This window comes from Sphingomonas mollis, from assembly GCF_016427505.1.
Taxonomy (GTDB): domain Bacteria; phylum Pseudomonadota; class Alphaproteobacteria; order Sphingomonadales; family Sphingomonadaceae; genus Sphingomonas; species Sphingomonas mollis.
The window spans coordinates 1-24,953 of the sequence record NZ_JAELXS010000010.1; the positions used below are offsets into that span (position 1 = coordinate 1).

At 66.9% G+C, this 24,953-nt stretch carries 21 protein-coding genes and 1 pseudogene; 15 read left to right on the forward strand and 7 right to left on the reverse strand.

The features are described from left to right. Nucleotides 1–210, reverse strand: a pseudogene (locus JAO74_RS18845) (IS630 family transposase); the annotation flags it as partial. A gap of 261 nt (nucleotides 211–471) precedes the next feature. Here JAO74_RS18845 and JAO74_RS15845 point away from each other — a divergent pair. After that, nucleotides 472–7,599 (forward strand): autotransporter outer membrane beta-barrel domain-containing protein, encoded by a 7,128-nt coding sequence (locus tag JAO74_RS15845; protein ID WP_199040351.1) that lies wholly within the window; start codon nucleotides 472–474, stop codon nucleotides 7,597–7,599. 291 nt (nucleotides 7,600–7,890) lie between these two features. Beyond that, nucleotides 7,891–8,121 (forward strand): hypothetical protein, encoded by a 231-nt coding sequence (locus JAO74_RS15850; protein WP_199040355.1) that lies wholly within the window; start codon nucleotides 7,891–7,893, stop codon nucleotides 8,119–8,121. A gap of 140 nt (nucleotides 8,122–8,261) precedes the next feature. Here the strand turns inward: JAO74_RS15850 and JAO74_RS18850 are convergent, their stop codons facing one another. After that, nucleotides 8,262–8,513 carry a hypothetical protein gene (locus JAO74_RS18850; protein WP_233151093.1) on the reverse strand — a complete coding sequence of 84 codons (252 nt, stop codon included), beginning with the start codon at nucleotides 8,511–8,513 and terminating at the stop codon, nucleotides 8,262–8,264. On the opposite strand from JAO74_RS18850, the gene JAO74_RS15855 reads away from it, so the two are divergent. Then, entirely contained in the window at nucleotides 8,514–9,362 is an 849-nt protein-coding gene (locus tag JAO74_RS15855) for a hypothetical protein (protein WP_233151094.1), read from the forward strand. 72 nt (nucleotides 9,363–9,434) lie between these two features. Here the strand turns inward: JAO74_RS15855 and JAO74_RS15860 are convergent, their stop codons facing one another. Then, complete coding sequence (locus JAO74_RS15860) at nucleotides 9,435–9,731, reverse strand: hypothetical protein (RefSeq protein WP_199040360.1); 297 nt, start codon at nucleotides 9,729–9,731, stop codon at nucleotides 9,435–9,437. A gap of 286 nt (nucleotides 9,732–10,017) precedes the next feature. Between JAO74_RS15860 and JAO74_RS15865 the strand changes: the two genes are divergently transcribed. Together JAO74_RS15865 and JAO74_RS15870 are read left to right on the forward strand one after the other, a co-directional pair. Next, entirely contained in the window at nucleotides 10,018–10,449 is a 432-nt protein-coding gene (locus JAO74_RS15865) for a glycine zipper 2TM domain-containing protein (protein WP_199040363.1), read from the forward strand. A gap of 79 nt (nucleotides 10,450–10,528) precedes the next feature. Continuing rightward, nucleotides 10,529–11,521 (forward strand): SDR family oxidoreductase, encoded by a 993-nt coding sequence (locus JAO74_RS15870; RefSeq protein WP_199040365.1) that lies wholly within the window; start codon nucleotides 10,529–10,531, stop codon nucleotides 11,519–11,521. A 48-nt stretch (nucleotides 11,522–11,569) separates the two neighbouring features. On the opposite strand, the gene JAO74_RS19295 is transcribed toward JAO74_RS15870, so the two are convergent. After that, complete coding sequence (locus JAO74_RS19295; protein WP_233151095.1) at nucleotides 11,570–12,388, reverse strand: PEPxxWA-CTERM sorting domain-containing protein; 819 nt, start codon at nucleotides 12,386–12,388, stop codon at nucleotides 11,570–11,572. A gap of 211 nt (nucleotides 12,389–12,599) precedes the next feature. Between JAO74_RS19295 and JAO74_RS15880 the strand changes: the two genes are divergently transcribed. Next, nucleotides 12,600–13,076, forward strand: coding sequence for a hypothetical protein (locus tag JAO74_RS15880; protein ID WP_199040368.1), 477 nt, complete (start codon nucleotides 12,600–12,602; stop codon nucleotides 13,074–13,076). 1,032 nt (nucleotides 13,077–14,108) lie between these two features. Here the strand turns inward: JAO74_RS15880 and JAO74_RS15885 are convergent. Then, nucleotides 14,109–14,330, reverse strand: a complete 222-nt coding sequence (locus tag JAO74_RS15885) for a hypothetical protein (protein WP_199040371.1) — start codon at nucleotides 14,328–14,330, stop codon at nucleotides 14,109–14,111. Nucleotides 14,331–14,444: 114 nt separating this feature from the next. Between JAO74_RS15885 and JAO74_RS15890 the strand changes: the two genes are divergently transcribed. Then, on the forward strand, nucleotides 14,445–14,588 hold the full coding sequence (locus tag JAO74_RS15890) for a hypothetical protein (protein WP_199040607.1): 144 nt from the start codon (nucleotides 14,445–14,447) through the stop codon (nucleotides 14,586–14,588). A 98-nt stretch (nucleotides 14,589–14,686) separates the two neighbouring features. Beyond that, nucleotides 14,687–14,881 carry a hypothetical protein gene (locus tag JAO74_RS15895; RefSeq protein WP_199040373.1) on the forward strand — a complete coding sequence of 65 codons (195 nt, stop codon included), beginning with the start codon at nucleotides 14,687–14,689 and terminating at the stop codon, nucleotides 14,879–14,881. Nucleotides 14,882–14,904: 23 nt separating this feature from the next. On the opposite strand, the gene JAO74_RS15900 is transcribed toward JAO74_RS15895, so the two are convergent. Next, nucleotides 14,905–16,305 carry a sensor histidine kinase gene (locus tag JAO74_RS15900; RefSeq protein ID WP_199040376.1) on the reverse strand — a complete coding sequence of 467 codons (1,401 nt, stop codon included), beginning with the start codon at nucleotides 16,303–16,305 and terminating at the stop codon, nucleotides 14,905–14,907. Nucleotides 16,306–16,629: 324 nt separating this feature from the next. Then, nucleotides 16,630–17,295 carry a response regulator transcription factor gene (locus JAO74_RS15905; RefSeq protein ID WP_199040379.1) on the reverse strand — a complete coding sequence of 222 codons (666 nt, stop codon included), beginning with the start codon at nucleotides 17,293–17,295 and terminating at the stop codon, nucleotides 16,630–16,632. 140 nt (nucleotides 17,296–17,435) lie between these two features. On the opposite strand from JAO74_RS15905, the gene JAO74_RS15910 reads away from it, so the two are divergent. The 7 genes from JAO74_RS15910 (at nucleotide 17,436) to JAO74_RS15940 (ending at nucleotide 24,932) form a co-directional block, all read left to right on the forward strand. Beyond that, on the forward strand, nucleotides 17,436–18,488 hold the full coding sequence (locus JAO74_RS15910) for an ABC transporter substrate-binding protein (protein ID WP_416194320.1): 1,053 nt from the start codon (nucleotides 17,436–17,438) through the stop codon (nucleotides 18,486–18,488). Further along, complete coding sequence (locus JAO74_RS15915; protein WP_199040382.1) at nucleotides 18,485–20,008, forward strand: OprO/OprP family phosphate-selective porin; 1,524 nt, start codon at nucleotides 18,485–18,487, stop codon at nucleotides 20,006–20,008. Before JAO74_RS15910 ends, JAO74_RS15915 begins: the two co-directional genes overlap by 4 nt. A 182-nt stretch (nucleotides 20,009–20,190) precedes the next feature. Then, nucleotides 20,191–21,492 carry a CitMHS family transporter gene (locus JAO74_RS15920; protein WP_199040385.1) on the forward strand — a complete coding sequence of 434 codons (1,302 nt, stop codon included), beginning with the start codon at nucleotides 20,191–20,193 and terminating at the stop codon, nucleotides 21,490–21,492. 116 nt (nucleotides 21,493–21,608) lie between these two features. Then, nucleotides 21,609–22,673: an AbrB family transcriptional regulator gene (locus tag JAO74_RS15925; RefSeq protein WP_199040388.1), complete on the forward strand. Its 1,065-nt coding sequence runs from the start codon at nucleotides 21,609–21,611 to the stop codon at nucleotides 22,671–22,673. A 15-nt stretch (nucleotides 22,674–22,688) separates the two neighbouring features. Next, nucleotides 22,689–23,348, forward strand: a complete 660-nt coding sequence (locus JAO74_RS15930) for an alpha/beta fold hydrolase (protein ID WP_199040391.1) — start codon at nucleotides 22,689–22,691, stop codon at nucleotides 23,346–23,348. 111 nt (nucleotides 23,349–23,459) lie between these two features. After that, nucleotides 23,460–23,771, forward strand: a complete 312-nt coding sequence (locus JAO74_RS15935; protein WP_199040394.1) for a hypothetical protein — start codon at nucleotides 23,460–23,462, stop codon at nucleotides 23,769–23,771. A gap of 177 nt (nucleotides 23,772–23,948) precedes the next feature. Further along, on the forward strand, nucleotides 23,949–24,932 hold the full coding sequence (locus tag JAO74_RS15940) for an aldo/keto reductase (RefSeq protein ID WP_199040397.1): 984 nt from the start codon (nucleotides 23,949–23,951) through the stop codon (nucleotides 24,930–24,932). Nucleotides 24,933–24,953: the final 21 nt, after the last annotated feature.

Sequence of the window (24,953 nt, forward strand, 5' to 3'; positions counted from 1 at the left end):
CAAGGTGATGTCGGGCGTCGCCTTGTAAGCCTCCAGGATCAATCCGGCATGCGCCTCGATCCTCATCGATCGTCGATTTCCGCCCTGCGGCAGCGGTGCTGGCGTCCCGTGCTGGCTCGCAAGCTGCTGCCACCGGACGGCGCTCGCGGCACTGACACCGAACTGTACCGCGGCCTGCCGACGTGACAGACCACCCGCGATCGCCGCCACAACCCTGTCCCGAAGATCTGCCGACAATGACCGCGCCATCCATGCCAGCTTCCTCCACCGGCATGAATCCTGAATCAGAAAATCGCGGCGACGGGAATCCCTTTATGATTCAGCCCGGTGAGAAACCGCTCTAGCCGGGATACATACCGGAGGCCGGCGCTGCGGTTAAATTGCCGGTTCCATGAACATTTCATTGCGTTGGATACTGGACAGTAACCACCCCCGTGGTTAGCCAACAGGCTGAAATCGGGGGGATACGGAATGCTGAAGGGGATGCTGCTGGCGCGGCCGGTTCGGGCGCGGGCGTTGCAGACGAGTGCGATCACGCTGGCGATCATGGCGGCCGGACCCGCCTTCGGCCAATGCTCCCCCGATCCGGCGCCGGTGAACGGCACCACCATCTGCAGCGGCACCGACAGCAACGGCCTGAACGTCACGACATCCGGCACGACGGTGAACGTGCTGGCCGGCGCCACGGTATCGGGCAGTGGCGCACCCGCGATCGCGGTGCAGATCGCGCCGACCGCCAATTTCTATTACGCCTATACGACGCTGTCGGTGGCGGGGCGGGTCGATGGCGGCGCCGGTGCCGGCGCACGATTGCTGTGGCAGCCCGCAGCAAGCGGGTTCGCTTCCTTCGAAAGCCGTCTCACGATGACCGTGACGGCGGGCGGGGTCGTCACCGGCAATAACGGCATCGTCGTGGGCCAGTCGGCGTCGGGCTTCGGCAACGCGTATGTCACGCTGGACAATGCCGGCACGATCACTGGTACGGGCGGTATCGCACTGTTGTCGACCACCCCAGCCTATGCCGGCTTTTCGTCGATCATCAACCGGGCGGGCGGCGTCATCGGCGCGATCAGCGCGCCGATCGGTACAGTCAACAACGCCGGCACGATCGATGGCGGCAGCCGCAGCGCGATCGACTGGGGAACGGTATCCGGCCCGGTCTATGGCGATGTCACCAACAGCGGTACGATCACGGCTGCGAGCAGCGCGGCGACGCTGGTCAACGTGCCGGGCGGCCGGACGATCACCAATAGCGGCAGCATCGCCAACACCGGCACCGGCGCGGCGATCACCGGTGACAACCTGACGCTGACGAATGCGGCGGGCGGCAGTGTCGCCAGCACGGGTACGACGGCGATCCGTGCCAATACATTCATCAACCTGACCAATCGCGGTACGATCGACGGCGATGTCGTTACCGCAGCCGCACCCACCTACACCACCGGCAGCCGGATCGATTCAAGCGCCGGCACGATCAACGGTGGCGTGCTGTTCGGGGCAGGCGACGATACGCTGGTCGCCGATTATGCCGATGGACAGATCGTCACCGGCATCACCGGGACGATCGATGGCGGCGCAGGCACCGACATGCTGCGCATCGGCCTTACCCGCAATGCGACGATCGCGGCCGCGATAGCGCTGCCGACGAATTTCGAACGGTTGACGCTGGCCCCGAACAGCGGCGTGACCGCGACGCTGGCGGACGGGTTCGGCGGACCGATCCGGATCGCGGGCAGCGGCACGATCACCAACCGTACGACGCTGTCGGACGCGACGCAGGTCGTGACCTCCGATTTCGGTTCGAACGGATCGCCGACCTTCATCAATGCCGGGACGTTGCGCACCATCACGGCGGGCATCGCCGGCACCTATGCGCTGAACCTGTCGTCGATCACCCGTTTCGAGAATAGCGGCTCCGTGGACGCGGCCGGCAACGGCGTATCGTTCGGTTCGCAAGGGGCATTCGTCAACAGCGGCACGATCACTGCGGCGGGCACGGCGGTTTCGGTCTTCAGTTCCAGTTTCGCCAATAGCGGGACGATCCTGTCGACCGGCGGGGTCGGGGCCACATTGTCCGGATCATATGGATCGAACTGGACCAACAGCGGCCGGATAGAGGGAGCCGTGGGCGGTGTCCGCCTGTCGAGCGACTTCGCCAACACCGGCACCATCACCTCGGCCGGCACCGGCGTGATCCTCGACGCCTATGGCATCATCAACAACCGCGCGGGCGGCACCATCAGCGGCGGGACGCGGGCGATCGGGCCGCAGTCGTCGAACAGCTATGTCTTCGGTGCCACCGTCGCCAATGCCGGGACGATCAGTGGCGACGTCGCCCTGACGGGGCAATCGTTCGGTTCCACATCCAGCTACAATCGCTATTTCGCGCTGCCGGGCGGGGTATTGAACGGCAACCTGACGCTCGCCAGTAGCGACATGCTGGTGACCGAACTGGTCAACACCGGCACCGGCGCCTTTGCGGGGATCACCGGCACGGTATCCGCGACGAACGCCGCGCTGCTGTACCGCGTCCGCAGCGATGCCAGCGCCACGAACGCCGTACCGGCCGGCTTCAGCAGCATCGGTTACGACCTGTTCGATAAGGCGACACTGACGCTGACCGGGCCGGCATCCACGCGCCCGTTGACCCTGGCCGGACAAGGCACCGTCGACCTGACCGCCGATATCGCCACGACGACCCAGCCGGCGATCGGCACCACCTCCACGCAGGTCGCACCGGGCGAAAGCTATCTGCAGAACGCCCTGACCATCACCAGCCGTGGCACATTGACGCTGACGCGGGCCGACAGGTCGTCCTATCCCTATGCAGTGGTGGCACTGGGCAGCGGCGACAGCTTCGTCAACGCCGGTACGATCGTCGCTCGCGATCAGGCTGCCACGACCTTCAGCCCAATCACCGCGATCGGTGGGGGCGGGGCCGTCACCAACAGCGGGACGATCACGCTGGACGGCACGATCGGCGTGCAGGGGGCGCAGAGCATCACCAATACCGGTACGATCACACAGGTGGTCGGCGGACGGGCGGCGACGGGTATTCGCGCCGGCTACGGCACGACCAGTTTGACCAACAGCGGCACGATCGACGTCGCGGGCAACGCTGTCTTCGGCGACTATTACGGGCTGACGATCACCAATTCGGGCCGTATCTCCAGTTCGACTACGACCGCGATCGCATTGGCCTCCTATGGATCGGGAACGATCAGCAATCTGACGGGCGGCACCATAACGGGCGGCGCCGGGCAAGCGATCCGGATGGCAGGCGGCACGGTGACGAACGCCGGTACGATCACCGGATCGGTGGATCTCGGCTATAGCGACTATGGTCGCTCCTATGCTCAAGCGGTCTATACCGCCAATGGCGGCACGATCGCGGGCGACCTGCGCTTCGGCGACGGCGACGACATCTTCGTCGCGATGGATGACATCGCCGGCGTCAGCGGCACGATCGACGGCGGTGCCGGCAACGACACCTATGTCCATGCCCGCTCCACCACCGGCACGGTCACGCTCGGCGCCCTGACCGCGACCGGGTTCGAACGCGAGGGCGTACGCGCCCTGGGATCGACCACCGTCGCCACGATCAACGCCGCGGCACCGGTCGCGGGCGATCTGTTCGTCTCGGGCGATGGCTCAATCGTCAATGGCGCGACGCTGAACGGCGCGGTGCGTACCGGCTCGGTCTATAACGATCCGACGGTCGGTACGGCGACGCTGGCCGCCTTCACCAACAATGCGACGATCGCGGGCGGCTTCTCCGGCACGGTCGGCAGCTTCACCAACAGCGGCACGATCGGGTCCGCGACGCTGACGGCACCGGCGGTAACACTCTACGACAGCGCATCGTTCACCAACAGCGGCACGATCACCACCACCACGCAGAACGACGCGCTGTACGTGTCGGGACAGCGATCGACCACGATCGCCAATAGCGGAACGATCAAGGGCGGCGGGGTGAGTGCTTTCCTATATGCCTATGCGCCGAACGACGGCGCGGCGCCCGATCCGCTCGTGCTCACGACGACGAACAGCGGTACGATCACGGGTAGCCGTCGGGGGATGTCGCTTCGCGCCAGCACCTTTACGGCCGGCGGGGCGGCAACGGTGACCGTCGCCAACACCGGCACGATCGAGGCGACCGGGCAGGACGGTGTCGGTATCAGCCTGTCGGCCAGCGGGATCGTCGGCAGCACCAGCGGCCAGACGGCGATCACGGTGAACAATGCGGGGACGATCCGCGCCAATGCGGGTGGTTCGCCGATCCCCGCCGATCCCTATGCCGGCGCGTCGGTCATCTTCGGCAGCACCCCGGCCATCGCCGTTTCCTATGGCGCGCGCGCGATCGACAATACGCAGATCGGCAACGCCAGCGGGGGCGTAATCGAGGCGAGCGGCACCCTGTCGGCAGCGATCATGGGTTATGGCGCGCTCGATCTCACCAACGCCGGCACGATCCGGGGCGGGGCCGGCACCACGCTTAGCCGTACCGACTCGCTGGCGACCTATATCGGCTCGACCTACCTTGCCGGCGCCGTCCAGACCATCGGCGCGGCCGACGATCGTATCGTCAACACCGGCACGATCACCGGATCGATCGCGCTGGGTGCGGGCAACGACCGCATCGAGAATTACGGGCGGATCGAGGGCGACGTGTTCCTGGGTCTGGGCGACGACACCTTCCTCCAGCGCGCGGGCGCGACGCTGGTCGGGACGGTCGATGGCGGCGCGGGCACCGATAGCCTCATCGTCGATGCGACGGGCGGCGGGACGGTGAACGGCAGCCAGTTCGTCAATTTCGAACGCTTCAGCCAGATCGGGCAGGGCGTCGTCACCTATGCCGGCAGCTTCGCCTTCGACACGATCGGGGTGAGCGGCGGGACGGTGACGGTCGCGGCGGGCCAGACGCTGGCCAGCACCGGCGAGACCACCGTCACCGGCAGCGATGCGGCCGAGACGCTGGTCAACAACGGTACGATCCTGGGCGCGGTGGCGCTGGGCGGGGGTGACGACAGCTTCGTCGAGGGCGCGGGCAGCCGCGTCGCGGGCGGCGTCGATGGCGGGGCAGGCAGCGACCTGTATACCGTGGCGCTCGTCGGCAACCGCAGCGGCATCGGCCAGCGCAGCGGATTCGAGCGGCTGGCGGTGACGGGTAGCGGCACGTTGTCGCTGACGCTCGACCAGCGGTTCGACACGGTATCGCTGACGAACACCGGCCTGAACCTGGCACTGGCCGGGCAGACGGTGGGGTCGGTGACGGGCTCCGACGGCAACGAGATGCTGGCGGTGGATGGCGACATCGCGGTCGTGTCGCTGGGCGCGGGCGACGACACGCTGGCGCTGGGGACGACACGCGCGACCGGCCGGTATCTGGGCGGCGCGGGCAACGACACGCTGCGCTTCACCGCGACCGGGCCGGTCGTGCTGGGCGGCAGCGCGACGGGGTTCGAGCAGGTCGCGCTGGCGGGCAATGTCCTTGCCGTGACCGGCACGTTGGGCAGCGCGGGGGCGGCCTTGTCGTTCGGCGCGGGCGACCAGCAGCTGACGGTCGCCGATGGCGGGACGCTGGCGGGGGCGATCGATCTGGGCGCGGGTAACGACAGCTTCCGCCTGACCGCGAACGCAACGCTGAACGGCACCGTATCGGGCGGAGCGGGCACTGATATCGCGACGGTCGAGCTGACGGGCAACCGCACGCTGGCCGCCACCACGTTGCGCGATTTCGAGACGCTGGCGACCGAGGGTAGCGGCACCCTGTCGCTCGCCGGCACGCAAAGCTATGGCCAGATCGTCGCCAGCGGCGATCTGGCAGTCGCGGCCGGCAACAGCCTGACGGCCACGCAGGTCCGGTTCGGGGCGGGCAACAACCGGTTCACGGTCGCCGGCCAGTTCGCGGGCGCGGTCGATGGCGGCGCGGGCAGCGACACGATCGCCGTATCGGGCGGCAGCGCAACGGCGCCGGTGGCGTTCTCCACCATCGCCAATGTCGAGGCGTTCGGCATGACCGGCGGGTATGCGACGATCGCCAACAGCGGCACGCTGGGCGCCATCGACCTGACGGGCGGGCGACTGGTCGGGCTGGCCGGATCGACCATCACCGCGCCGCGGATCGCGGTGGGGCAGCGGGCGACCTTCGGTTCGGCCGGCACCGTGATCGGCAACATCGCCGTCGCGGGAACGCTGAGCCCCGGTGCGTCGCCGGGTACGATGACGGTGACGGGCAATGTCGCGCTCGCCGGCACGTCGCTGTCGCTGTTCGAGCTGACCCCGACCGTGTCGGACAAGCTGGTCGTGGCCGGCACCCTGTCGATCGCCACGGGTGCGACGTTGCAGATCGTGTCGACCGGCACGCTGCGCCCCGGCACGTCGTACGACCTGATCACCGCCAGCGGCGGGATCAGCGGCAGCTTCACCACCGTCCAGAAGCCCGACAACGTGTTCGGTTTCATCGTCCAGCGCGCCGATCGCCTGCAACTGATCGGCCAGTTCCTGGGCGATGCGGGCTTCTCGCCACAGGTCGGCCGCAGCATCGCCTATGCCAATGCGACGCTGGCCGTGCAGCCGGCGACGAGCACGCTGTTTGCCGCCCTGCCGGCGCTGCTGACCAGTTCGGGCGCATCGAACGCACAGGCGTTCGCGCGGTTGACGCCCGAGGCCTATGCCTCCGCAAGCCAGCTCGGCATCGACAATGCGCTGACGCTGGCGCAGACCGCGCGCGGGCCGGCGATCGCCACGGATCGCGAGGATGTCGGCCTGTTCACCTTCGCGCAGACGCTGGGCCAATGGCATACGCTGGGCGGCGATCCGGCGACGGGCACCGCGACGGCGCGCAGCCAGGGGTACGGCATGCTCGGCGGGCTGGGCATCGGCGATCGTAGCTGGGCGGTCGGCGCGTTCGCCGGCTATCTCAACAGCCGCCAGCAGATCGCGGCGCTGGGCACGCGGACGCGGACGAACGGCTTCGTCGCCGGCGTGCATGGCCGCTATGCTGCGGACAACGGCTTCGGCTTCAGCGCGTCGATCCTGTACGATGGCGGCGATGCGCGGACCGAGCGGGCGCTACCCGGCACGGCCAGCGCGACCGGCGCGACCGGCCGGTACGACCTGCACAGCTGGGTCAGCGACGTGTCGGTCAGCTATGCGACGGACATGGCCGGCGACTGGACGCTGGAGCCGAAGCTGGGCGTCACCTATGTCCGCACCACCCGTGACGGGCTGGGCGAGGCGGGCGGCAGCCCCTTCGCACTGACGGTCGCGCGCGACCGGCATGCCGCGGGCTTTGCCGATGCGGGCGTGTCGCTGGGGCGCAGCGACGCCTTGGACGCGCCGTTCCGGCCGTTCGTGGCGCTGGGCGCGCGGTACCAGATCGAGGGACGCCGCACCGACGCGTCGGGCGGCTATGCCGGTGGTGGCCTCGGCCTGTCGGCACTGGGCGCCGGTCGCGCGGAACTGGTCGGCACCGCGGCGGGCGGTGTCGCCTATCGCTTCGCCAACGGGATCGACCTGTTCACCGCCGCCTCGGCCCAGACCGGGCGTGACGATCATCAGGAGACGATCACGACCGGCGTGCGGCTGCGGTTCTGATAAAGAAAGGTATAGGTGTAGACATGCCTACATCTTACCTTTTTATAACATCTGGCGTCCATAAAAATTAATTTATTGATGCACTGATATACTACAGTGACACACAAATATGGTTGAGATAGATGGTGATTGGCGGCGTCCGGGGCCTCTGGGCGTGCCGATCCTTTAATGGACTCCTTCGGTTGCGTCCGGCCAGCGCAACCGACTTTTTACTCGCAGTCAGCCATTACACTTTGTCTACGTTTCGCCGGAAGCGGTCCGGCACGCAGTGGAAACCAAGGATGACGGGCAATGATATATTACAGGCTGAATCCACGAGTCCGTCTCTTCATCGAACAGGTCGTCTGGGTTGGTGGTGCCTATCTCGCCGTCACCGGTCTGCTGGCGATCGTACAGGGGCGCGCAACCGGTCCGGATTGGTGGATCATCCCGATCTTTCTTGTCGCTGCGGCAGTCGGCGCCTGTATCCGCGAGATTCCCTACAATATCAGGGCAACGGACCTTTCCAGCGCGGACAAATAGCCGAACGCTGGTTTCAGAACGACCATCATGCGGGCACTCTTTTCTGACCATTGACAGTTGGCGGGAACCGCAAGATCTTCGGATATGATCGGTTTGACGCTCCTGCTGCTGGCCCAAGCCGCATCCACCCCCCCCCGGTTTCACGGGAAGAGATCATCGTTGTCGGTCGCCGTGCCGAACAGGCGTTGGCGGCGTGCCTCGCCCGTCATTGCCCGCCCGCCGAAGAAGTCGAGATGTCGCTTCAGGCTTCGGTCGAACAGTTCGCAGGTGGCCGTTACGTCGATGCGCGGCGCACCTTGCAGAATGCCATCGGGCGTAACCGCGATCATGCGGCCGATCTGCCTGGTCCGGTATCCAGCCTGTACGCCACGCTGGCGACGGTCGCCGAGCATATGGGCGACACCAACCTGTGGCGATGGTCGGCCCTGAACAACGTGCAGGTGTTGCGCCGTTATGCGGGCGAAAACAACATCGCGACGCTGGGACAGGAGCTTTCTCTCGGCGACAATATGGTCGTTTTGGGTGACACGAGCGTAGCGGACAAGACGTACCTCACCGTCCAGCGAAAAGCGGTGGAGGGCGGATTTTCCGAACTGGCGGCGGGCGCGGCATTCCGGCGTGCCTGGTTAGCGCTGTTTCTCGAGCATAATCGGGAAGCGGAGCAATTCGCCGACGAGGCCGTCACACTGGCCGGCGCGAATAATCGACAGATGGTGGAACTGCGTGACATCCTCCGCACGCGGATCGCGATCCGTCGTGGTGACGCCGGAGCGGTGGACACGCTGGCGACACGATTGCGTCAGTCCGCGACCGACGCGCCAACCCTGATATTCGCTCCGCCGGTCGAGGACATCAACCGGATCGATATCAACTTCGTGGCAGATGCTTGGCATGATTCCAAAATCAGGTACGCCGATGTCGGCTACTGGATCCGCCCGGACGGCCGAACGTCGGGTGCCGAGGTGCTGCGCACTTCCGGCCTCGGCCAGTGGGCACCCGGTATTCTTCGTCAGGTCACAGAACGGCGCTACGCTCCGTTCGATGGCGAACCGGGAAGTCCGGGTAACTACCGGATCGATCGGTTCACGGTCCGAAGCACTCTGGGTACGCCAACGGGCACCCGGATTGCCCAGCGGATGGGCAAGCTGACCGTCCATATCGTCGACCTGACAGAAACCGACGCTATGACCGCAGAGCATCGCCAGCAATCGTCGAAGGTACTGGCGAATCCGAACAGTTGAGGCCGCCTAGAAATCGAACGGCCAGTCACGATGGGACCGACCGACATATTTCGGCCGGCCCCACACCTCATATCACTGGCCGTTGACCAGTGCCGCCTTCTGCTCGTTCGACAGGGCGTGGGCGTTCACGTCGGCGTCGTCGATCGCTTCCTCGCGGGCGTCGCCGGCTGCGCGGGTCACGTCGGCGCGGGCCTTCATCGCGTCGCGGTCGGTGCCGGTCAGGTTGCCGGCTGCGGCGTCCATCGCGTCGGCGCGGTTGTCGGCGACCTGTTCGGCCTGATCGCCCAGCTTGTCGTCGCCCTTGCCACCGCAGGCGGTGAGCGAGAGGAGGGCGGCCGCGACCGCAGCGATCTTTGTCGAATGCTTCATGATAGTCCCTTGTATTGAAATCGGTCGTGACGAGACGATCGGGGCGGGCATATGGTTGCGCTGCCGAAACATCGCGGATGCGCGATTACTCGATACCCCGGGCGCGCGACCGGTCCCGGTCAGGTGCCGGCATGGCAATCCGACGATCACCATCCACCACGTCCGATGCCCGTCGATCAACGATCGTTGCTGAACGGCGGGTAACAAGCCCATTCAGCGTCGCAACATGACGGCCGTCTCATAACGTCTTCATGGCAGCGATGGTCTGCCGGGATGGAGATCGATCATGCGCAAGTTTGTTCTGGGTGCGGCGCTGCTGGCTTCTGCTGCTGCGGGCATGATGCCGTCGGTCGCCGGGGCGCAGCGGTATCAGGATCGCTACGAGCAGAGCTATCGGGATGATGACGGCCGCTATGATCGGGCGCCGCGCTACATCGCCCATCGGGGCGATCGGCGGTACGACGATCGCCGGGATTACGACGATCGCCGTCGTTATGACGACCGGCGCGGCTATGACGACCGGGATTACGACCGTCGTCCCCAGCGGTGCAGCAAGGGCACGACCGGGGCGCTGGTCGGCGCGATCGCCGGCGGTCTGCTCGGGCGGACGATCGACAGCCGGGGCGACCGGGCGCTCGGCACGATCCTGGGCGGGGGCGCCGGGGCGCTGGCGGGTCATGCGGTCGAGAAGTCCAACAATCCAGGTTATTGCCGCTAAGGGTTGTCGGGGCAGCGGGGAACGGATCGCCGTCGTCGATGCTTCTGGTGAAAGACATATCGCCGGGAGTTTCAACGACATGACCGATACCGATCGACGTACCTTCGTGACCGGCGCCGCCCTGGCGGCGGGGGCGGCCGTAACCTCCGGCGCGGCAGTGGCCGCGCAGGGTGGCGGGGGCGCGAAAGCGGCGACCACGCCGGCCGCGGCCGCCTATCCCAAGCCACCCTTCGCGGTGCAGCGCCAGCCCTGGCCGGGGCTGGCGTCGAAGATGACGCCGCGGCCGGATCATGGCGAAACCAGCTACAAGGGATCGGGCCGGCTCGCGGGCAAAAAGGCGCTCATCACGGGTGGCGACAGCGGCATCGGCCGGGCCGCGGCGATCGCCTATGCGCGCGAGGGCGCGGATGTCGCGATCAATTATCTGCCCGCCGAGGAGCCGGACGCGCGCGAGGTCGTGGCGCTGATCCGGGCGGAGGGTCGGCGTGCGGTCGCGATCCCCGGCGACCTGCGCGACGAGCGGTTCTGCCGGAAGCTGGTGCAGCAGGCGGCCGAGCAGCTCGGCGGGCTCGACATTCTGGTGAACAACGCGGCGCGGCAGCAGACGCGGCCGGGCATCGCCGATATCTCGTCGCAGGACTTCGACGATACGATGAAGACCAACGTCTATGCGCCGTTCTGGCTGACCAAGGCAGCGGTGGAGCGGATGGGGCCGGGGGCGGTGATCGTGAACACCTCGTCCGAACAGGCGGGCGATCCGTCACCCGACATCGTCGATTACGCGCTGACGCGGGCGGCGGTGCTGAACTTCACCAAGGGCATGGCCAAGCAGCTGGCACCGCGCGGCATCCGCGTGAACGCGGTGGCGCCGGGGCCGTTCTGGACGCCGTTGCAGGTCAGCGGCGGGGCGACACCGGACAAGCAGCGCAGCTTCGGCGAAAGCTCGCCGATGGGTCGCCCCGGCCAGCCGGCGGAGATCGCCGGGCTGTACGTGGCGGCAGCCGATCCGTCGCTCAGCTATTCGACCGGGCAGATCTTCGGGTCGACTGGCGGGAATGGCCAGCCGGCGTGAGGTGAGGGAAAGCCGCCAGCCGGTTGGCCGGCGGCTGTTCTTGTCACGTCAGGCGAAGGTGGCGCGTACCCCGCGACGGCGATAGCGCATCGCGGCGCCGGTCATGCCGAAGCCCACCAGCATCATCGCCCAGGTGGCGGGTTCCGGCACGGCCGCGGCCGCGACCTCGAAATTGAAGGTCGTGATGCCGCTGGTGGTGCGCAACGACACGTTGTCGGCGAAGGCATGATAGCCGGTCCCCGCGGTCGAACCGCTGCCGACGCTGATCGCCGACACGAAGGCGTTCGTACTGTAATTCTGTGCGATCCAGCTCGACAGGCTCTTGTTGACCTGACTGCCGTTCACGAGCGTGACGCCGGGGCCGGTGACAAACTGGTAGAAATTGTCGTCGAAGGTCGACGAGTACCAGGTGTCGCGGGCGGTGTTGCCATAGGTGCCGTTATAGACGCCCTCCCAGATCAGCTCGCTGCGCTGGGTGCCGTCCTGCACCAGCAGGCGAAGGGCGGGGGTGTAATCGGCGTTCCGGATGCTGACGCTGTCGGCCGCGATGCGCCAGTCGAAGGCGAGGCCGGATACGCTGGAAAGCGGCATCAGGTTCGTCGTGAACGGCGCATACTGGATGCCCTCCTGAAAGCGGGTGCGGTCGCCCTTCAGCTCGATCGATCCGTTGCCGGACCGCGGGGCGGTGGAGGTGATGACCGCCGAGGCGCCAGCGCTGTTTTCACTAGGGATCACACCCCAACTGGTGGCGCTCGGGACGCCGGTTCCTCCGGTGACGACGACGGTGGACATGGTAACCGACGCCTGTGCGGTGCCCGCGACGAGAAGCGCCGCGGCCGACACGGCTGCGCGCGATAGAATGTGCATGCTTCAGTATCCCCTCTTGTTTTCGCGTGAAGTCTGTCGCCCCGGAACGGGAAGGGCAAGGACAACATTAGTGTCTTTTTCGCCGATAACGCCCTGTTTAGGGACGGATTATTCGGAACGCTTCATCGATCCGCCCTGGCAAACGATTGTTATGCTCACGTGCATTTTCTGCTTTCGTTCCGGCGCCGAATGAATCAGAATCGTCGGTACGATGCCGATCCGCGCCGATCATCTCTGGCTGTACCCGATCGACTGGACACAGCTGTCGCGGGCGATCCGGTTCGACCGGGCCGGCGGGCGGTGCGAGCATTGCCGGCGACCGCATGGCGAACGCGTGTTCCATCTGGGCGACGGCGTGTGGTGGGACCGCCGCGACGTCCGCTGGCGCGATGGGCGCGGGCGGCGGGTACGGTTGCCGCGCCGCGATCTGCTTAACGACGGGCGCTGGACGCGGGTGGTGCTGGCATGCGCGCATCTGAACCATGATCCGACCGACAGCATGGGGCAGAATCTGGCGGCATTGTGCCAGCGCTGCCACATGCTGCACGACGGCCCCGAACACCGCCGTCGCCGCTGGCTGAACCGCCATTACGCGCGGGCGCTGGGCGACCTGTTCAACGGCCCGTATCCGAAGCTGGGGGCGGAATGGATCGTCCCGATCGGGGGGTTGTCGTTGCTGGCGGCTTGAGGGGGTTTCTGTTCGGCCGAGGGCCGTCATTATCCAGCAATGGAGATCATCAAATGGGTTGGCAGACAGCTGCCACATAGTAGCTTCGTAAGCCTTGCAAAACACCGCGCTCGCGCCGTTCATAGACCGTCGTCTTACCGCAACGGATCGAGAAATCGACATACCAGATCGACAGCGGAACGGTGATGCACGAGGCTATCACAAGGGAGCTGATCAGCCCTTTACGACCTTGCACCAGACGAGGATAATCTCGGGTACGTAGGGCACGTATTGATATAGGTATGGCGCACGCAGTTGTCAGGCAGGCGCAGGTTGTCGCGGTGTATGCGACCACGAAGACACCGAGCCACATGTAGACGGGCATCTTGATGCCCTGCAGCCACATGAGGACCTGGGTGTTGAGTAGCTGGCTGCCACGGGTGAAGTTGCCGAATTGCGAGGCGCATCACCCCGCGCGGAATGATGCTCCTGCGGGATCGGCCGCTTATCGTTGCGAATGTCCTTACGCGGCTTCTTGACCGGCATTTTGGGGTCATCACGCGCCATGATGGAGCTTCATGCGACGGTCGGTTTCGAGGACCAGCGTCTCGCGCATATCCGGGTAATCTTTCCGGATGATCGCGTCGAGCGCGACCTGCATATACTCGGTCACGCGCAGGTGCCGGCGCTTGCTGCCATGTAGCAGCTTCAGTCCATCGAGACGTTGTTCGATAGCTTGCCGAATGAGGTCCGACGGCGTTCAACCTAAAGAGGCCGCTTCAGCATCAAGACGATTACACAGGTCACGGGGTAACCGGACCGTACGGTGAAGAAAGGATTTCAACTTCCAGCTCCCTAGCAGGGGGGCTGGTAGAGGCTTCGGCGAGCCCCTTTGTATAACCTGGGGCTTGTGGCGGAGCAAGGTCCAGAATTGGGTATCCGGGAAAAACGTGCCACAGCGTGCCACACAGAAACGGCGGAAAACCGTGGTTCTGTCAGCGTGGCACAGCGTGCCACGTTTCGTGGCACGCTGTGCCACGCATCATAAATCCTCTAGGCCATTGTAAAATCATGGGAAAAAGCAAGCGCAGCTTGCAAGGGTGTGCTTCTTTGTTGTCCCGATTCCCATGTGTTGCTCTGATCCTTCTGGTTCTTCTGGTTGATGGGAAGGGCCTCCGGTTTTCCGTGGGGCAGGGGTCCGCCATCAGTGCGGAATGATGGATTGATCCTACGCTTCGCGCGGGTGTCTTGGTCCGGTTCGACGATGATCGTCATGGGGGTTTCCTTGGGTGAGTTCGGATCGATTGGCCGTGGTCTTTTCGACCGGTCGATCGCTGGCTATATTGGTCCCGTTCAGAGCCCGATCAGCCTGACCAAAAGGCAAGAACTATGGCGAAGTCACTGGACGCTGAAATGGCTGCGATCGAGGCCGAGGAACGCAAGCTGGCAGAGCATAGAAAGGCGCATCTGAAGACGCTGCGGGAGACGGCGATCGGAACGGTCAATGATCACCGAGACAGCTATATATTCTGACCGAAACGATGAGCTGCGACGTGCAGGATCATATCGATAACGGGAACTGAGCCAGAACCAGTAATAGTGGCTGCAACTTTATCCGACAGGACCAGAAAATGATCGAGGACGAGGAACGCCGTTGGCGGGAATTGGACGCCTCAATCGGCGAAACGCTGGTCGAGATGAACGCAGGCGGCGGGATAGATTTTGGTGAGGCGTACGAAGCGCTTTTGGCTGATCTCGCGACGGTAGATGACCATGCTCGACCCTATGTTCATCCATCGCATCATCGGCTCGTGTCGGGATCGTGACCGCGCCGGGATTGGGATGAACTTTATCCCGTCCCGACCCCCGCAAAGCGCAGGATGATCGTCGTCCCCACTTCCGCGTCGCCGAACGATACGGTGGCGTTCAGGCGGGTGGCGGCGGAGCGGACGATGGCGAGGCCGAGGCCGCTGCCCTCGGGTCCGCCTCCGACCCCCAGCCGCACGAAGCGGTCGAAGGCGGTGTCGCGGTGGGCGAGGGGGATGCCGGGGCCGTCGTCGGCGACGGCGACCGTGGTGGCCGCTGGCGTGGCCGCGATCGTGACCGATACGGTGCCGCCCGGCCGGTTATAGCGGATGCCGTTGTCGATCAGGTTGGACAGGATCTCGAAGATCAGGGTGCGGTGGCCGGGGACAATGGCGGCGACGGTTTCGTCGCCCTCCAGCACCAGATCGATGCCGGCGTCGATCGCCTGACCGAACTGGCGGGTGATGACCGCGGCCGCGACCTCGCGCAGGTCGACCGCCTCCAGCGGCGCGGAGACACCGGCTTCCTCGGCGCGGGCCAGCGCCAGCAACTGCGTCACCAGTCGTTCCAGGCGGGTGGCGGCGTCGGCGATCTCGTCCAGCGCCTCGGTACGCTCGGGGCCGGAGCCGCGCCGCGCCAGCGCGAGTTGCACCTTCAGCACCGACAGCGGCGTGCGCATCTGGTGCGAGGCATCGGCGGTGAAGCGGCGCACGCCGCTGGTCGCGGTGTCGAGCTGGGCCAGCAACCGGTCGAACGCGCGGGCGAGCGGGCGAAGCTCGCTGGGCAGGGGGCCGGCATCGAGCGGGGAGAAATCGGGGCGCGCCTGTTCGTCGCGCGCCTCCACCGCGCCGCGCAGCCGGGCAAGCGGGCGCAGACTCCAGCCGAGCGCGGGGCGGAGCAGCAGCGCCGCGGCGCCGACCAGCACGCATTCGCCAACCAGCAACGCCAGCATCAACCGCCGGTTGAGCGCGCCGCGATTGTCGAGCGTCTCGGCGATCTGGACGATCACAGGGCGGTCGATACGGGGGAGCGCCCGGCGGACCTCGGCGATGCGGACGTCCTGATCGCGGTAGCGGGCGAAGCGATATCGCGGCACGTCGATCGCCAGCGTCGCGGGGTCGGGCGCAGGCAGGTCGGCATAGCCGGTCAGCAGCTCTTCGCCGACCGCGATCCGGTAATAGACATTGTCGCGCTCGCCATTCTCCAGCATCCCGAACGCCGCGGCGGGCAGGTCGAGCGTCACCTCGCCGCGCTCCACCTGCACGGTCTCGGCGATCGCGCCCAGTGCGCCGCCCAGCACGCGGTCGCTCGTCCTGCGCACGACGTCGGCGATCAGCGTGGCGCCTAGCACGCCGATGACGACGGCCGCGAGCAGCAGCGGGCCGACCATCGCGACGAGCAAGCGGGTGCGGAGGGCGGGGGTTTTCGCTTCGGTCGTCAGCATGGTGGGGTGAAGGTTTGAAGAGGGTTCGCGCGGAGGCGCGGAGGCGCGGAGAAGAAGGGGTGACGGGGGTCGTCCGCGATGCGCCGGATCGCGGTTCGGCGATGGTCATGGTGATTGACAGGGCCTGTGGCCGGCACGGGCCGCGCGCAGCGCCTTGATCTCCCTTCTTCTCCGCGTCTCCGCGTCTCCGCGCGAACCCCCTGCTTCTTCGTTTCTCTTCGCCAAAGCAGCGCCTGCGAACTGATACCCTCCCCCTCCGTCATCCCGGCGTTCGCCGGGATGACGGAAGGGGGCGGGCGTTTTGTCTTTTCCCTCAGGAGCAGCTCACCCGCCATCGAGCATGTACCCCACGCCGCGCACGGTGCGGATTTCGGGGCCGTCGGGGGCCAGCTTGCCGCGCAGACGGGTGACGTAGACCTCGATCGCGTTGCTGCCGACCGGTTCGTCGAAGCCGAACACCTCGCCGATCAGCAGGTCGCGCGATACGACGCGGCCGGCGCGGGTGGCGAGCGCCTCCAGCACCGCGCGCTCGCGGCGACGCAGGTCGAGCGGACGGCCGGCGATGTCGGCCCCGCCGGTCGAGCGGTCGAGCGTCAGCGGCCCGACGCACAGCACCGGGTGCGGATCGCCGCCCCGCCGGCGACCCAGCGCCCGGACGCGCGCCTCCAGCTCCTCCGGCTCGAACGGTTTGCGCAGGTAATCGTCGGCACCGAGATCCAGCCCGCGCACCCGGTCGTCGAGGCCGTCGCGCGCGGTCAGCATCAGCACCGGCACCCGGTCACCGCGCGCGCGCAGGCGGGCCAGCACGGTGAAGCCGTCGATATCGGGCAGACCGACATCGAGGATGACCAGCGCATAGGGCTCGCCCGCCACCACCGCCAGCGCGTCCGCGCCGGTCGCGACATGATCGACCGCGTTGCCGCTGGCGCGCAGCAACGCGGCGATGCTGCGCGCCAGCGCCGCATCGTCCTCGATCATCAGGATGCGCATGCACGCGCCCTCACGGCGTGAAAGGCTGCTGACAGGTTGGCGTCGTACTCCACCCGTGCAGTCTATCCGAACAACGAGGCGGAAGGCGAGGAGAGGTGATGATGGCCCCGTTCGTTTCCAGATTGCTGCATCTGACCGCGATGGCGACAGTAACGGTCACGACACCGGCTCTGGCCCAACGCCCCGCCGGCTATCCGCGATCGTACGACCAGTTGATCGCCGATGCGCGCGCCGAGCGTCAGGTGCGCATCTATGCCAATGCCGACCGGGCCGAGATGCTGCCGGTCGTCGCCGCGTTCCGGCGCCGGTATCCGGGGATCACCGTCCTCTATGCCGATCTCGGCTCCACCGAACTCTATCGCCGCTTCGTCACCGAGACGCGCGCGCGCCGCCTGTCGGCCGACCTCATCTGGTCGTCGGCGATGGATCTGCAGGTCAAGCTCATCAACGACGGCTTTGCGCAAAGCTATGCCAGCCCGGAGAAACCCGCGCTGCCGGCGGTATCGGTGTGGAAGAACATGGGTTTCGGCGTGACGGCCGAGCCGATCGGCATCGTGTACAACAAGCGGCTGGTGCCGGCGCAGCGCGTGCCCCGCACCCATGCCGCGCTGGAGACGTTGTTGCGGGAACAGCGCGCCGCCTTTACCGGCCGGGTGACGACGTTCGATCCGGCGCGCTCCAATGTCGGGTATCTGTACCTGTCGGAGGATTTCGCGACGACGCGCGACACCCGCTCGCTGCTGGCGGCGATCGCGGCGACGCGGCCGGTGCTGTCGCTGACCACCGAACCGATGCTGCGTGCGGTGGCCGAGGGGCGGCAGGCGATCGCGTACAACGTCATCGGATCGTACGCGCTGGAACGCGCGCGGACCGATCCGCGCATCGGCGTGGCGTTCCTGCAGGATTACACCATCGTCACCTCGCGCATCGCCTTCGTCGCGCGCGACGCGGCGCATCCCGCCGCAGCCAAGCTGTTCCTCGATTTCCTGCTGTCGCGCGAAGGGCAGACGCTGCTCGCGCAACGCAGCCTGTGGCCGGTCCGCACCGATGTCCGCGCGCGCCGGCTGCCCGCCGGTCAGGCGCGGCCGATCCGCGTCGGCCCCCAGCTTCTCGTCAACCTAGATCGCGTCAAACGCCAGCGTTTCCTGCGCGAATGGAACGCGACCCTCGCCACCGGAGCCTCAATTCGATGACCTTTTTCCGTACCGGTTGCGCCGCGCTGGCGCTGATCGTCGCCACGCCGGCGCTGGCCCAAAGTCCGACTGATGCCGACCTCGCTACGCTGGTCCGCGCGCAGGCAGCGGAGATCGCCGCGCTGAAGGCGCGGCTCGACCGGCTGGAGGGCGCCGCGACGGTCGCGCGCACCGAACCCTATGCGCCGCAGATCGTGCCGCCCGGCCCGGCCGACCGCGACGTCGCGCGTGCCACGCCGACCACCCCCGCACCGCAGGTCGCGCAGAACGAGCCGCGCCGCACGATCCCGTTCGCGCCGCAGCTGGCACCCCCCGGTCCCGCCGATCGCGACGTGACGCAGGCGATCGCCGCGCGCGACAATCCGTCCGGGCTGACCACCGAATGGGGCGCCGGCCTGCCCGTGTTCCACTCGGCGGACGGCGTGTACACGTTCAAGCCGCGCGGCCGCATCCTGACCGATGTCAGCTCCAGCTTCGGGTCGAAGTACGACGGCCGCAACATCACCACGACGGGGATGCGCGCGCTGCGCCTGGGTCTGGAAGGCGGCGTCGGCACGCATTTCTTCTATCAGTTCGAAAGCGACTTTTCGGAGAACGAGGTCGATGTCGTCACCGCCTTTGTCGGCTGGCGCGACCGGATCAAACCCGGCCTCGACTGGGACGTGCGCGCCGGCCATCTGTTCAACGATCGCGGGTTCGAGGGATCGACGGGGTCGGACTCGACGCCGTTCCTCGAACGCACGACCGTCGCCACCGCGATCATCCCGCAGCGGGGTTTCTATGGCATCGGCGTGATGCCGCGCGTGTTCTGGAAGACGGGTCACGCCTCGATCACGCTGACCGGCGACCGGATCGACGGCACGCAGACGGTCGGCGACAGCCGCACATTGCTGGCGCGCGCGCACTGGAACCCGATCAAGACCGATACCGGCGTGCTGCATCTGGGCGCGTGGGGCTTCGATGAATCGCTGTCGTCGGTCGCGGGATCGCTGACCCGCAACACGGTGATCGGCGGGCGCTTCAACGGTGCGCTGCGGGTGTCGAGCGGTACGCTGACGGGCGGCACCGGCACCACCGGCTATGGGCTGGAGGCGGGCGGTTATCGCGGGCCGTTATGGGTGATGGGCGAGGCCGGGCGACGCAACGCGCGACTGGATGCCGGCCGCCCCGATTTCGTCAGCAAGGCGTGGAGCGTATCGGGCGGGCTGTTCCTGACCGGCGACCTGCCGCCCTATAACCCCCGCCTCGGCAGCTTCGGCCAGCCCAAGGTGCTGAAGCCCACCTTCGACGGCGGGATCGGCGCGATCGAGCTGACCGCGCGGTACGAAAGCCTCGATTACACCAGCCTGCTGACCGGGGGCGAGGGCTGGGCCGCGACGCTGGGCGTCAACTGGTATCTGAACAGCTTCACCCGGTTCCAGGTGAATGCGATCCAGTGGGACACCGACAACCGCGCCGGCGCCTTCACCGGTGGCGACAGCGGCCAGACGCTCAGCGCGCGCGTCGGCGTCACCTTCTGATGCGAACATACCCGTTCGCCCTGAGTACCGCTGAGCCCCGTCGAAGCGGCGTATCGAAGGGCCGGTCCGCTTGGGGCGATGTCCTTCGATACGGCGCTTCGACAAGCTCAGCCCCTACTCAGGACGAACGGAGATCGTTCGAACTGCACCCCCTTTCACGCCCTTAACCCAAGGACGATGCGATGAACCTTGCCCTGCTCGGCTTCCTGATGGTGGCCACGTTCATGACGCTCATCATGACGAAAAAGATGACGCCGCTGGTCGCGCTGATCGTCATCCCCTCGCTGTTCGGCGTGATCGCCGGGCAGAGCGCCGGCCTTGGCGATATGATGATCGACGGGATCAAGAACCTGGCGCCGACCGGCGTCATGCTGTTGTTCGCGATCCTGTTCTTTTCGACGATGACCGATACCGGCCTGTTCGATCCGCTGGTCACGCGGCTGATCCGGCTGGTCCATGGCGATCCGATGCGCATCCTGATCGGCACCGTGGCGTTGTGCGCGGTCGTCAGCCTCGATGGCGATGGCTCCACCACCTACATCATCACGATCGCCGCGCTGCTGCCGCTGTACAAGCGGTTCGACATGAACCGGCTGTACCTCGTCTGCCTGTTGATGACGACGAGCGGGATCATGAACCTGACGCCGTGGGGCGGGCCGACCGCGCGTGCGGCGAGCGCACTGAAGCTCGATCCGGCCACGCTGTTCCTGCCGCTGATCCCCGGCATGATCGCCGGCCTCGCCTTCCTGATCGGCCTCGCCATCTGGTTCGGGCGCAAGGAGCGTGCGCGGATGGGCGAGGCGGGCGTGACCGTGACCGACACGTTCGAGGGCATGGCCGTGTCGCAATATCCCGAGGCACGCCGCCCGCACCTGATCTGGTTCAACGCCGCTTTGGTCGTCACGCTGCTGACGCTACTGGTCTGGGGCATATTGCCGCTGTCGGTGCTGATGATGATCGCCTTCGCGATCGCGATGATCGTCAATTATCCGGGCGTCGCCGACCAGAAGGAGCGCATCTCCGCCCATGCCGGCAACGTGCTGGCGGTCGTCTCGCTGATCTTCGCGGCGGGCATCTTCACCGGCATTCTGGGCGGCACCGGCATGGTCGAGGCGATGAGCAAGGCGGTGGTCGGCGTGATCCCGCCGGCGATGGGGCCGTACATGGCGCCGATCACCGCGTTCCTCAGCCTGCCGTTCACCTTCTTCATCTCGAACGACGCGTTCTATTTCGGGATGCTGCCGATCCTGGCGGAGGCGGGCGCGCATTACGGCGTCGCGCCGGAGGCGATCGCGCGCGCGTCGCTGATGGGCCAGCCGGTGCATCTGCTCAGCCCGCTGGTGCCGTCGACCTATCTGCTCGTCAGCCTGGTCGGCATCGATCTGGCCGATCACCAACGCTTCACGCTCGTCCCCGCCATCGCGGTATGCGTGGTGATGACGCTGGTCGGCATGATCGCGCTGGCCTTCCCGTTCGTCGCCTGAAGCCAGATGACAGCAGGCAGATCCGATCCCGTCGTTGCGAGCGTTAGCGAAGCAATCCAGTTTCGCGCGCGGGACACTGGATTGCTTCGCTGCGCTCGCAACGACGGTTCTGCCTTATGCCGTGGCGTGCCGAGGTGATCCGCGCCGACGTCTTTCTCCGCTTCGTCGCGGCGCTCGCTGTCGGCGCGGGCGGCGGGGCGTTGTTCCGGGCGATCGGCGCGCCCCTGCCATGGGTACTGGGATCGATGGCGGCGTGCGCGGTCGCCAGCATCGCCGGCGCACCGGTCGCGGCATCGTCCGCCACGCGGCGACCGATGGCGGCGGTGATCGGCGTGGTGCTGGGCAGCAGTTTCCAGCCCGACCTGTTCGGTCAGGCGCGTGCGTGGATCGTGCCGCTGGCGCTCCTCCCGCTGTTCCTCGCCAGCGCGGCTTTGGTCTGCGTCACCTATTTCCGGCGGGTCGCGAAGTTCGATCCCGCAACCGCCTATTTCGCCGGGATGCCGGGCGGGATCGCCGAGATGGTGGTGATGGGGGCGGAACGCGGCGCCGACGAGCGCACCGTCGGCCTGATCCACGCCGCGCGCATCTTCCTCGTCGTGTTCACACTGCCGTTCCTGATCCGCCTCGTCGCCGCGCCGGTTGCGATACCGCCCGGTGCGCTCGCCGTGGTGAGCGGCGGGATGGCGAACTGGACGCTGGTCGGCTGGGCATCGGGGTGCGTCGTCGTCGGGCTGGTGCTGGGCCGCGCGCTGCGCCTGCCGGCATGGCATCTGGTCGGGCCGCTGGCCGTCTCGGCACTCGTCCATGCGACCGGCATCGCCGATTTCCGCATCCCCGGCTGGGCGCTGGCTGCGGCGCAGGTGGGGCTGGGCGCGACGCTCGGCTGTCGGTTCGGCGGGCTGACGATGCGCGCGCTGGTCCGCACCGTGTTGCTGGCGGCGGGATCGACGGTGATCCTGCTGACGCTCACCATTCTTTGGGCGGTCGGCATCGGCGCGGCGACGGGGATCGATCCGGTGCTGCTGGTGCTCGCCTATTCCCCCGGTGGCCTGGCCGAAATGAGCATGGTCGCGCTCAGCCTCGCGCTCGAACCCGCTTTCGTCATCGTCCACCATCTGACCCGCGTCGTGCTGGTGCTGATCGGGGCGCCGCTCGTCTTTCGTACCCCGAACCCTTCCTGATCGGAGATACTGCTCATGCGTACCCCGCCCCTGCCCATTCCTTTGGTCCTGCTGCCGGCCATGGGCTGCGACGGGCAGCTATGGGCGCGGCAGATCATGGATCTGGCCAAGCTCGCCCAGCCGGAATTCGGCGACCTGTCGCAGGACGACACGCTGTCGGGGATGGCGGCGCGCGTGCTGGCGGATGCGCCACCCCGCTTCGCGGTCGCCGGCGTCAGCCTCGGCGGCTATGTCGCGATGGAGATGGTTCGGCAGGCGCCCGACCGGATCACCCGCATCGCCCTGTTCGGCACGCGCGCCTCGATGGAGGTGCGGCCGCGCACCGTCGTCGGCCAGGGCCTGCTCGCCACCGCGCCACACGCCGACCCGCGCCTGACCGCGATCGTCGCCGGCCCGGCGCAGGCGATGGCCGAACGCGTGGGGCAGGTCGTATTCGAGCGTCAGCAACGCGCGCTGCTCGCCCGCCCCGACATCAACGAGGCGATCGCCGCGATCCACGTACCGACGCTGGTCGCGGTCGGCGACCGCGACCGCATCTGCACCCCCGACGACGCCCGCGCGCTTAGCGCCCGGATCGCCGGCGCCCGCTTCCACCTGCTGCGCTCGTGCGGGCACCTGTCGCCGATGGAGCGGCCGGGCGAGGTGACGACGCTGCTGCGCCAGTGGTTGCAGTGACGGCAAGATGCCGTCCTCGTCCAGCAACCATGCCTCCGCCTCGTCGGGGTTCACGAAATAGCCGGCTGCCCGGCCATCGGCGGCACGCTTGATCTGCATACGGGCCAATGATTGTGCCACGACGAACGCCAGACGTCTGGATGCCTTTTTCGGGTCGGCGAGAAGCCTTTGAAAATCGGCAACGCTTTCCTGGGCCTGGATCTTCATGCCGCGGATATCGACCAGGGTCAGATGCTCGTTCGGCGGACATCGCAACAGTTCGTGCGCGCGGTCGCGGGCGGCCACGAACCGGGCGATCTCGTCGGCGGTGAAAAAACCGGTCATCACGATCCGCACAAGATCGCGCGACACGTCGACGTCCATGGAGAAATCCGCTGTCATGTCGGCATTGCAGGTCCACCGCTTTTTTCGTCCCCTACATGACGGAAAAAACAGAAGCATTGTGGAATGTTAATTTTCGAGGTGGAGCGGGCATAAACCCGCCGCACTATACGGGTAATTCATGATCGAGGGTCATGACCACATGCGATCCGTCCCGCCTAATCGCATGAGTGCCGCACGCCTATCTGCGTGATGACAAGGCAGCGCGAAGGACACGACATGCAGCAGCGACAGCTGGGCCGGAATGGCCCGATGGTATCGGCGATCGGGTTCGGATGCATGGGCCTCAGCTTCGGCTATGGCCCCGCGACCGACCGGCAGGATGCCATCGCGCTGATCCGCGCGGCGCAGGAGCGCGGCGTGACCTTCTTCGACACCGCCGAGGCCTATGGCCCCGGCATCAACGAGGAGGTGGTCGGCGAGGCGCTGGCGCCGGTGCGCGACGAGGTGGTGATCGCCACCAAGTTCGGCTTCCGGAACGGCGTGCCGACCGATGGCCTCGACAGCCGGCCGGAGCGTATCCGGCAGGTCGCCGACGCGGCGCTGACCCGGTTGCGGACCGACCGTATCGACCTTTTCTACCAGCACCGCGTCGATCCGGACGTGCCGATCGAGGACGTCGCCGGCACGGTGAAGGAGCTGATCGCGGCGGGCAAGGTGAAGCATTTCGGCCTGTCGGAAGCCGGCGCCGCATCGATCCGCCGCGCCCATGCCGTGCAGCCCGTCGCCGCGCTGCAAAGCGAATATTCGATGTGGTGGCGCGAACCGGAGGCGGAAATCCTGCCGCTGCTGGACGAACTGGGCATCGGCTTCGTGCCGTTCAGCCCGCTCGGCAAGGGGTTCCTGACCGGCACGATGGATGCCGCGACGACCTTCGGCGATCAGGATTTCCGCCGCACCGTGCCCCGCTTCGCGCCGGCCGCGATGCAGGCGAACCAGGCGCTGGCCGACATCGTCCGCCAGGTCGCCGGCGACAGGGGCGTGACGCCCGCGCAGATCGCGCTCGCCTGGCTATTGGCGCAGCGGCCGTCGATCGTACCGATCCCCGGCACCACGAAGCTGCACCGGCTGGAGGAGAATCTGGGCGGCGCGGCGGTGGCGCTGTCGCCCGACGACCTTGCCCGCATCGACACGGTGCTGGCCACCGTCGCCGTGCAGGGCGACCGCTATGCCGCCACGCAACAGCGGTTCGTCAACCGATAGGGGAATGGCGCCTTGCCGGCC

Excerpts from the sequence above, each read along its gene's own strand:
- JAO74_RS15845 (WP_199040351.1), top strand. The coding sequence starts at position 472 with ATGCTGAAGGGGATGCTGCTGGCGCGGCCGGTTCGGGCGCGGGCGTTG.
- JAO74_RS15850 (WP_199040355.1), top strand. The coding sequence starts at position 7,891 with ATGATATATTACAGGCTGAATCCACGAGTCCGTCTCTTCATCGAACAG.
- JAO74_RS18850 (WP_233151093.1), bottom strand. The coding sequence starts at position 8,513 with ATGCTCGGCGACCGTCGCCAGCGTGGCGTACAGGCTGGATACCGGACC.
- JAO74_RS15855 (WP_233151094.1), top strand. The coding sequence starts at position 8,514 with ATGGGCGACACCAACCTGTGGCGATGGTCGGCCCTGAACAACGTGCAG.
- JAO74_RS15860 (WP_199040360.1), bottom strand. The coding sequence starts at position 9,731 with ATGAAGCATTCGACAAAGATCGCTGCGGTCGCGGCCGCCCTCCTCTCG.
- JAO74_RS15865 (WP_199040363.1), top strand. The coding sequence starts at position 10,018 with ATGCGCAAGTTTGTTCTGGGTGCGGCGCTGCTGGCTTCTGCTGCTGCG.
- JAO74_RS15870 (WP_199040365.1), top strand. The coding sequence starts at position 10,529 with ATGACCGATACCGATCGACGTACCTTCGTGACCGGCGCCGCCCTGGCG.
- JAO74_RS19295 (WP_233151095.1), bottom strand. The coding sequence starts at position 12,388 with ATGCACATTCTATCGCGCGCAGCCGTGTCGGCCGCGGCGCTTCTCGTC.
- JAO74_RS15880 (WP_199040368.1), top strand. The coding sequence starts at position 12,600 with ATGCCGATCCGCGCCGATCATCTCTGGCTGTACCCGATCGACTGGACA.
- JAO74_RS15885 (WP_199040371.1), bottom strand. The coding sequence starts at position 14,330 with ATGACGATCATCGTCGAACCGGACCAAGACACCCGCGCGAAGCGTAGG.
- JAO74_RS15890 (WP_199040607.1), top strand. The coding sequence starts at position 14,445 with ATGGCGAAGTCACTGGACGCTGAAATGGCTGCGATCGAGGCCGAGGAA.
- JAO74_RS15895 (WP_199040373.1), top strand. The coding sequence starts at position 14,687 with ATGATCGAGGACGAGGAACGCCGTTGGCGGGAATTGGACGCCTCAATC.
- JAO74_RS15900 (WP_199040376.1), bottom strand. The coding sequence starts at position 16,305 with ATGCTGACGACCGAAGCGAAAACCCCCGCCCTCCGCACCCGCTTGCTC.
- JAO74_RS15905 (WP_199040379.1), bottom strand. The coding sequence starts at position 17,295 with ATGCGCATCCTGATGATCGAGGACGATGCGGCGCTGGCGCGCAGCATC.
- JAO74_RS15910 (WP_416194320.1), top strand. The coding sequence starts at position 17,436 with ATGGCGACAGTAACGGTCACGACACCGGCTCTGGCCCAACGCCCCGCC.
- JAO74_RS15915 (WP_199040382.1), top strand. The coding sequence starts at position 18,485 with ATGACCTTTTTCCGTACCGGTTGCGCCGCGCTGGCGCTGATCGTCGCC.
- JAO74_RS15920 (WP_199040385.1), top strand. The coding sequence starts at position 20,191 with ATGAACCTTGCCCTGCTCGGCTTCCTGATGGTGGCCACGTTCATGACG.
- JAO74_RS15925 (WP_199040388.1), top strand. The coding sequence starts at position 21,609 with ATGCCGTGGCGTGCCGAGGTGATCCGCGCCGACGTCTTTCTCCGCTTC.
- JAO74_RS15930 (WP_199040391.1), top strand. The coding sequence starts at position 22,689 with ATGCGTACCCCGCCCCTGCCCATTCCTTTGGTCCTGCTGCCGGCCATG.
- JAO74_RS15940 (WP_199040397.1), top strand. The coding sequence starts at position 23,949 with ATGCAGCAGCGACAGCTGGGCCGGAATGGCCCGATGGTATCGGCGATC.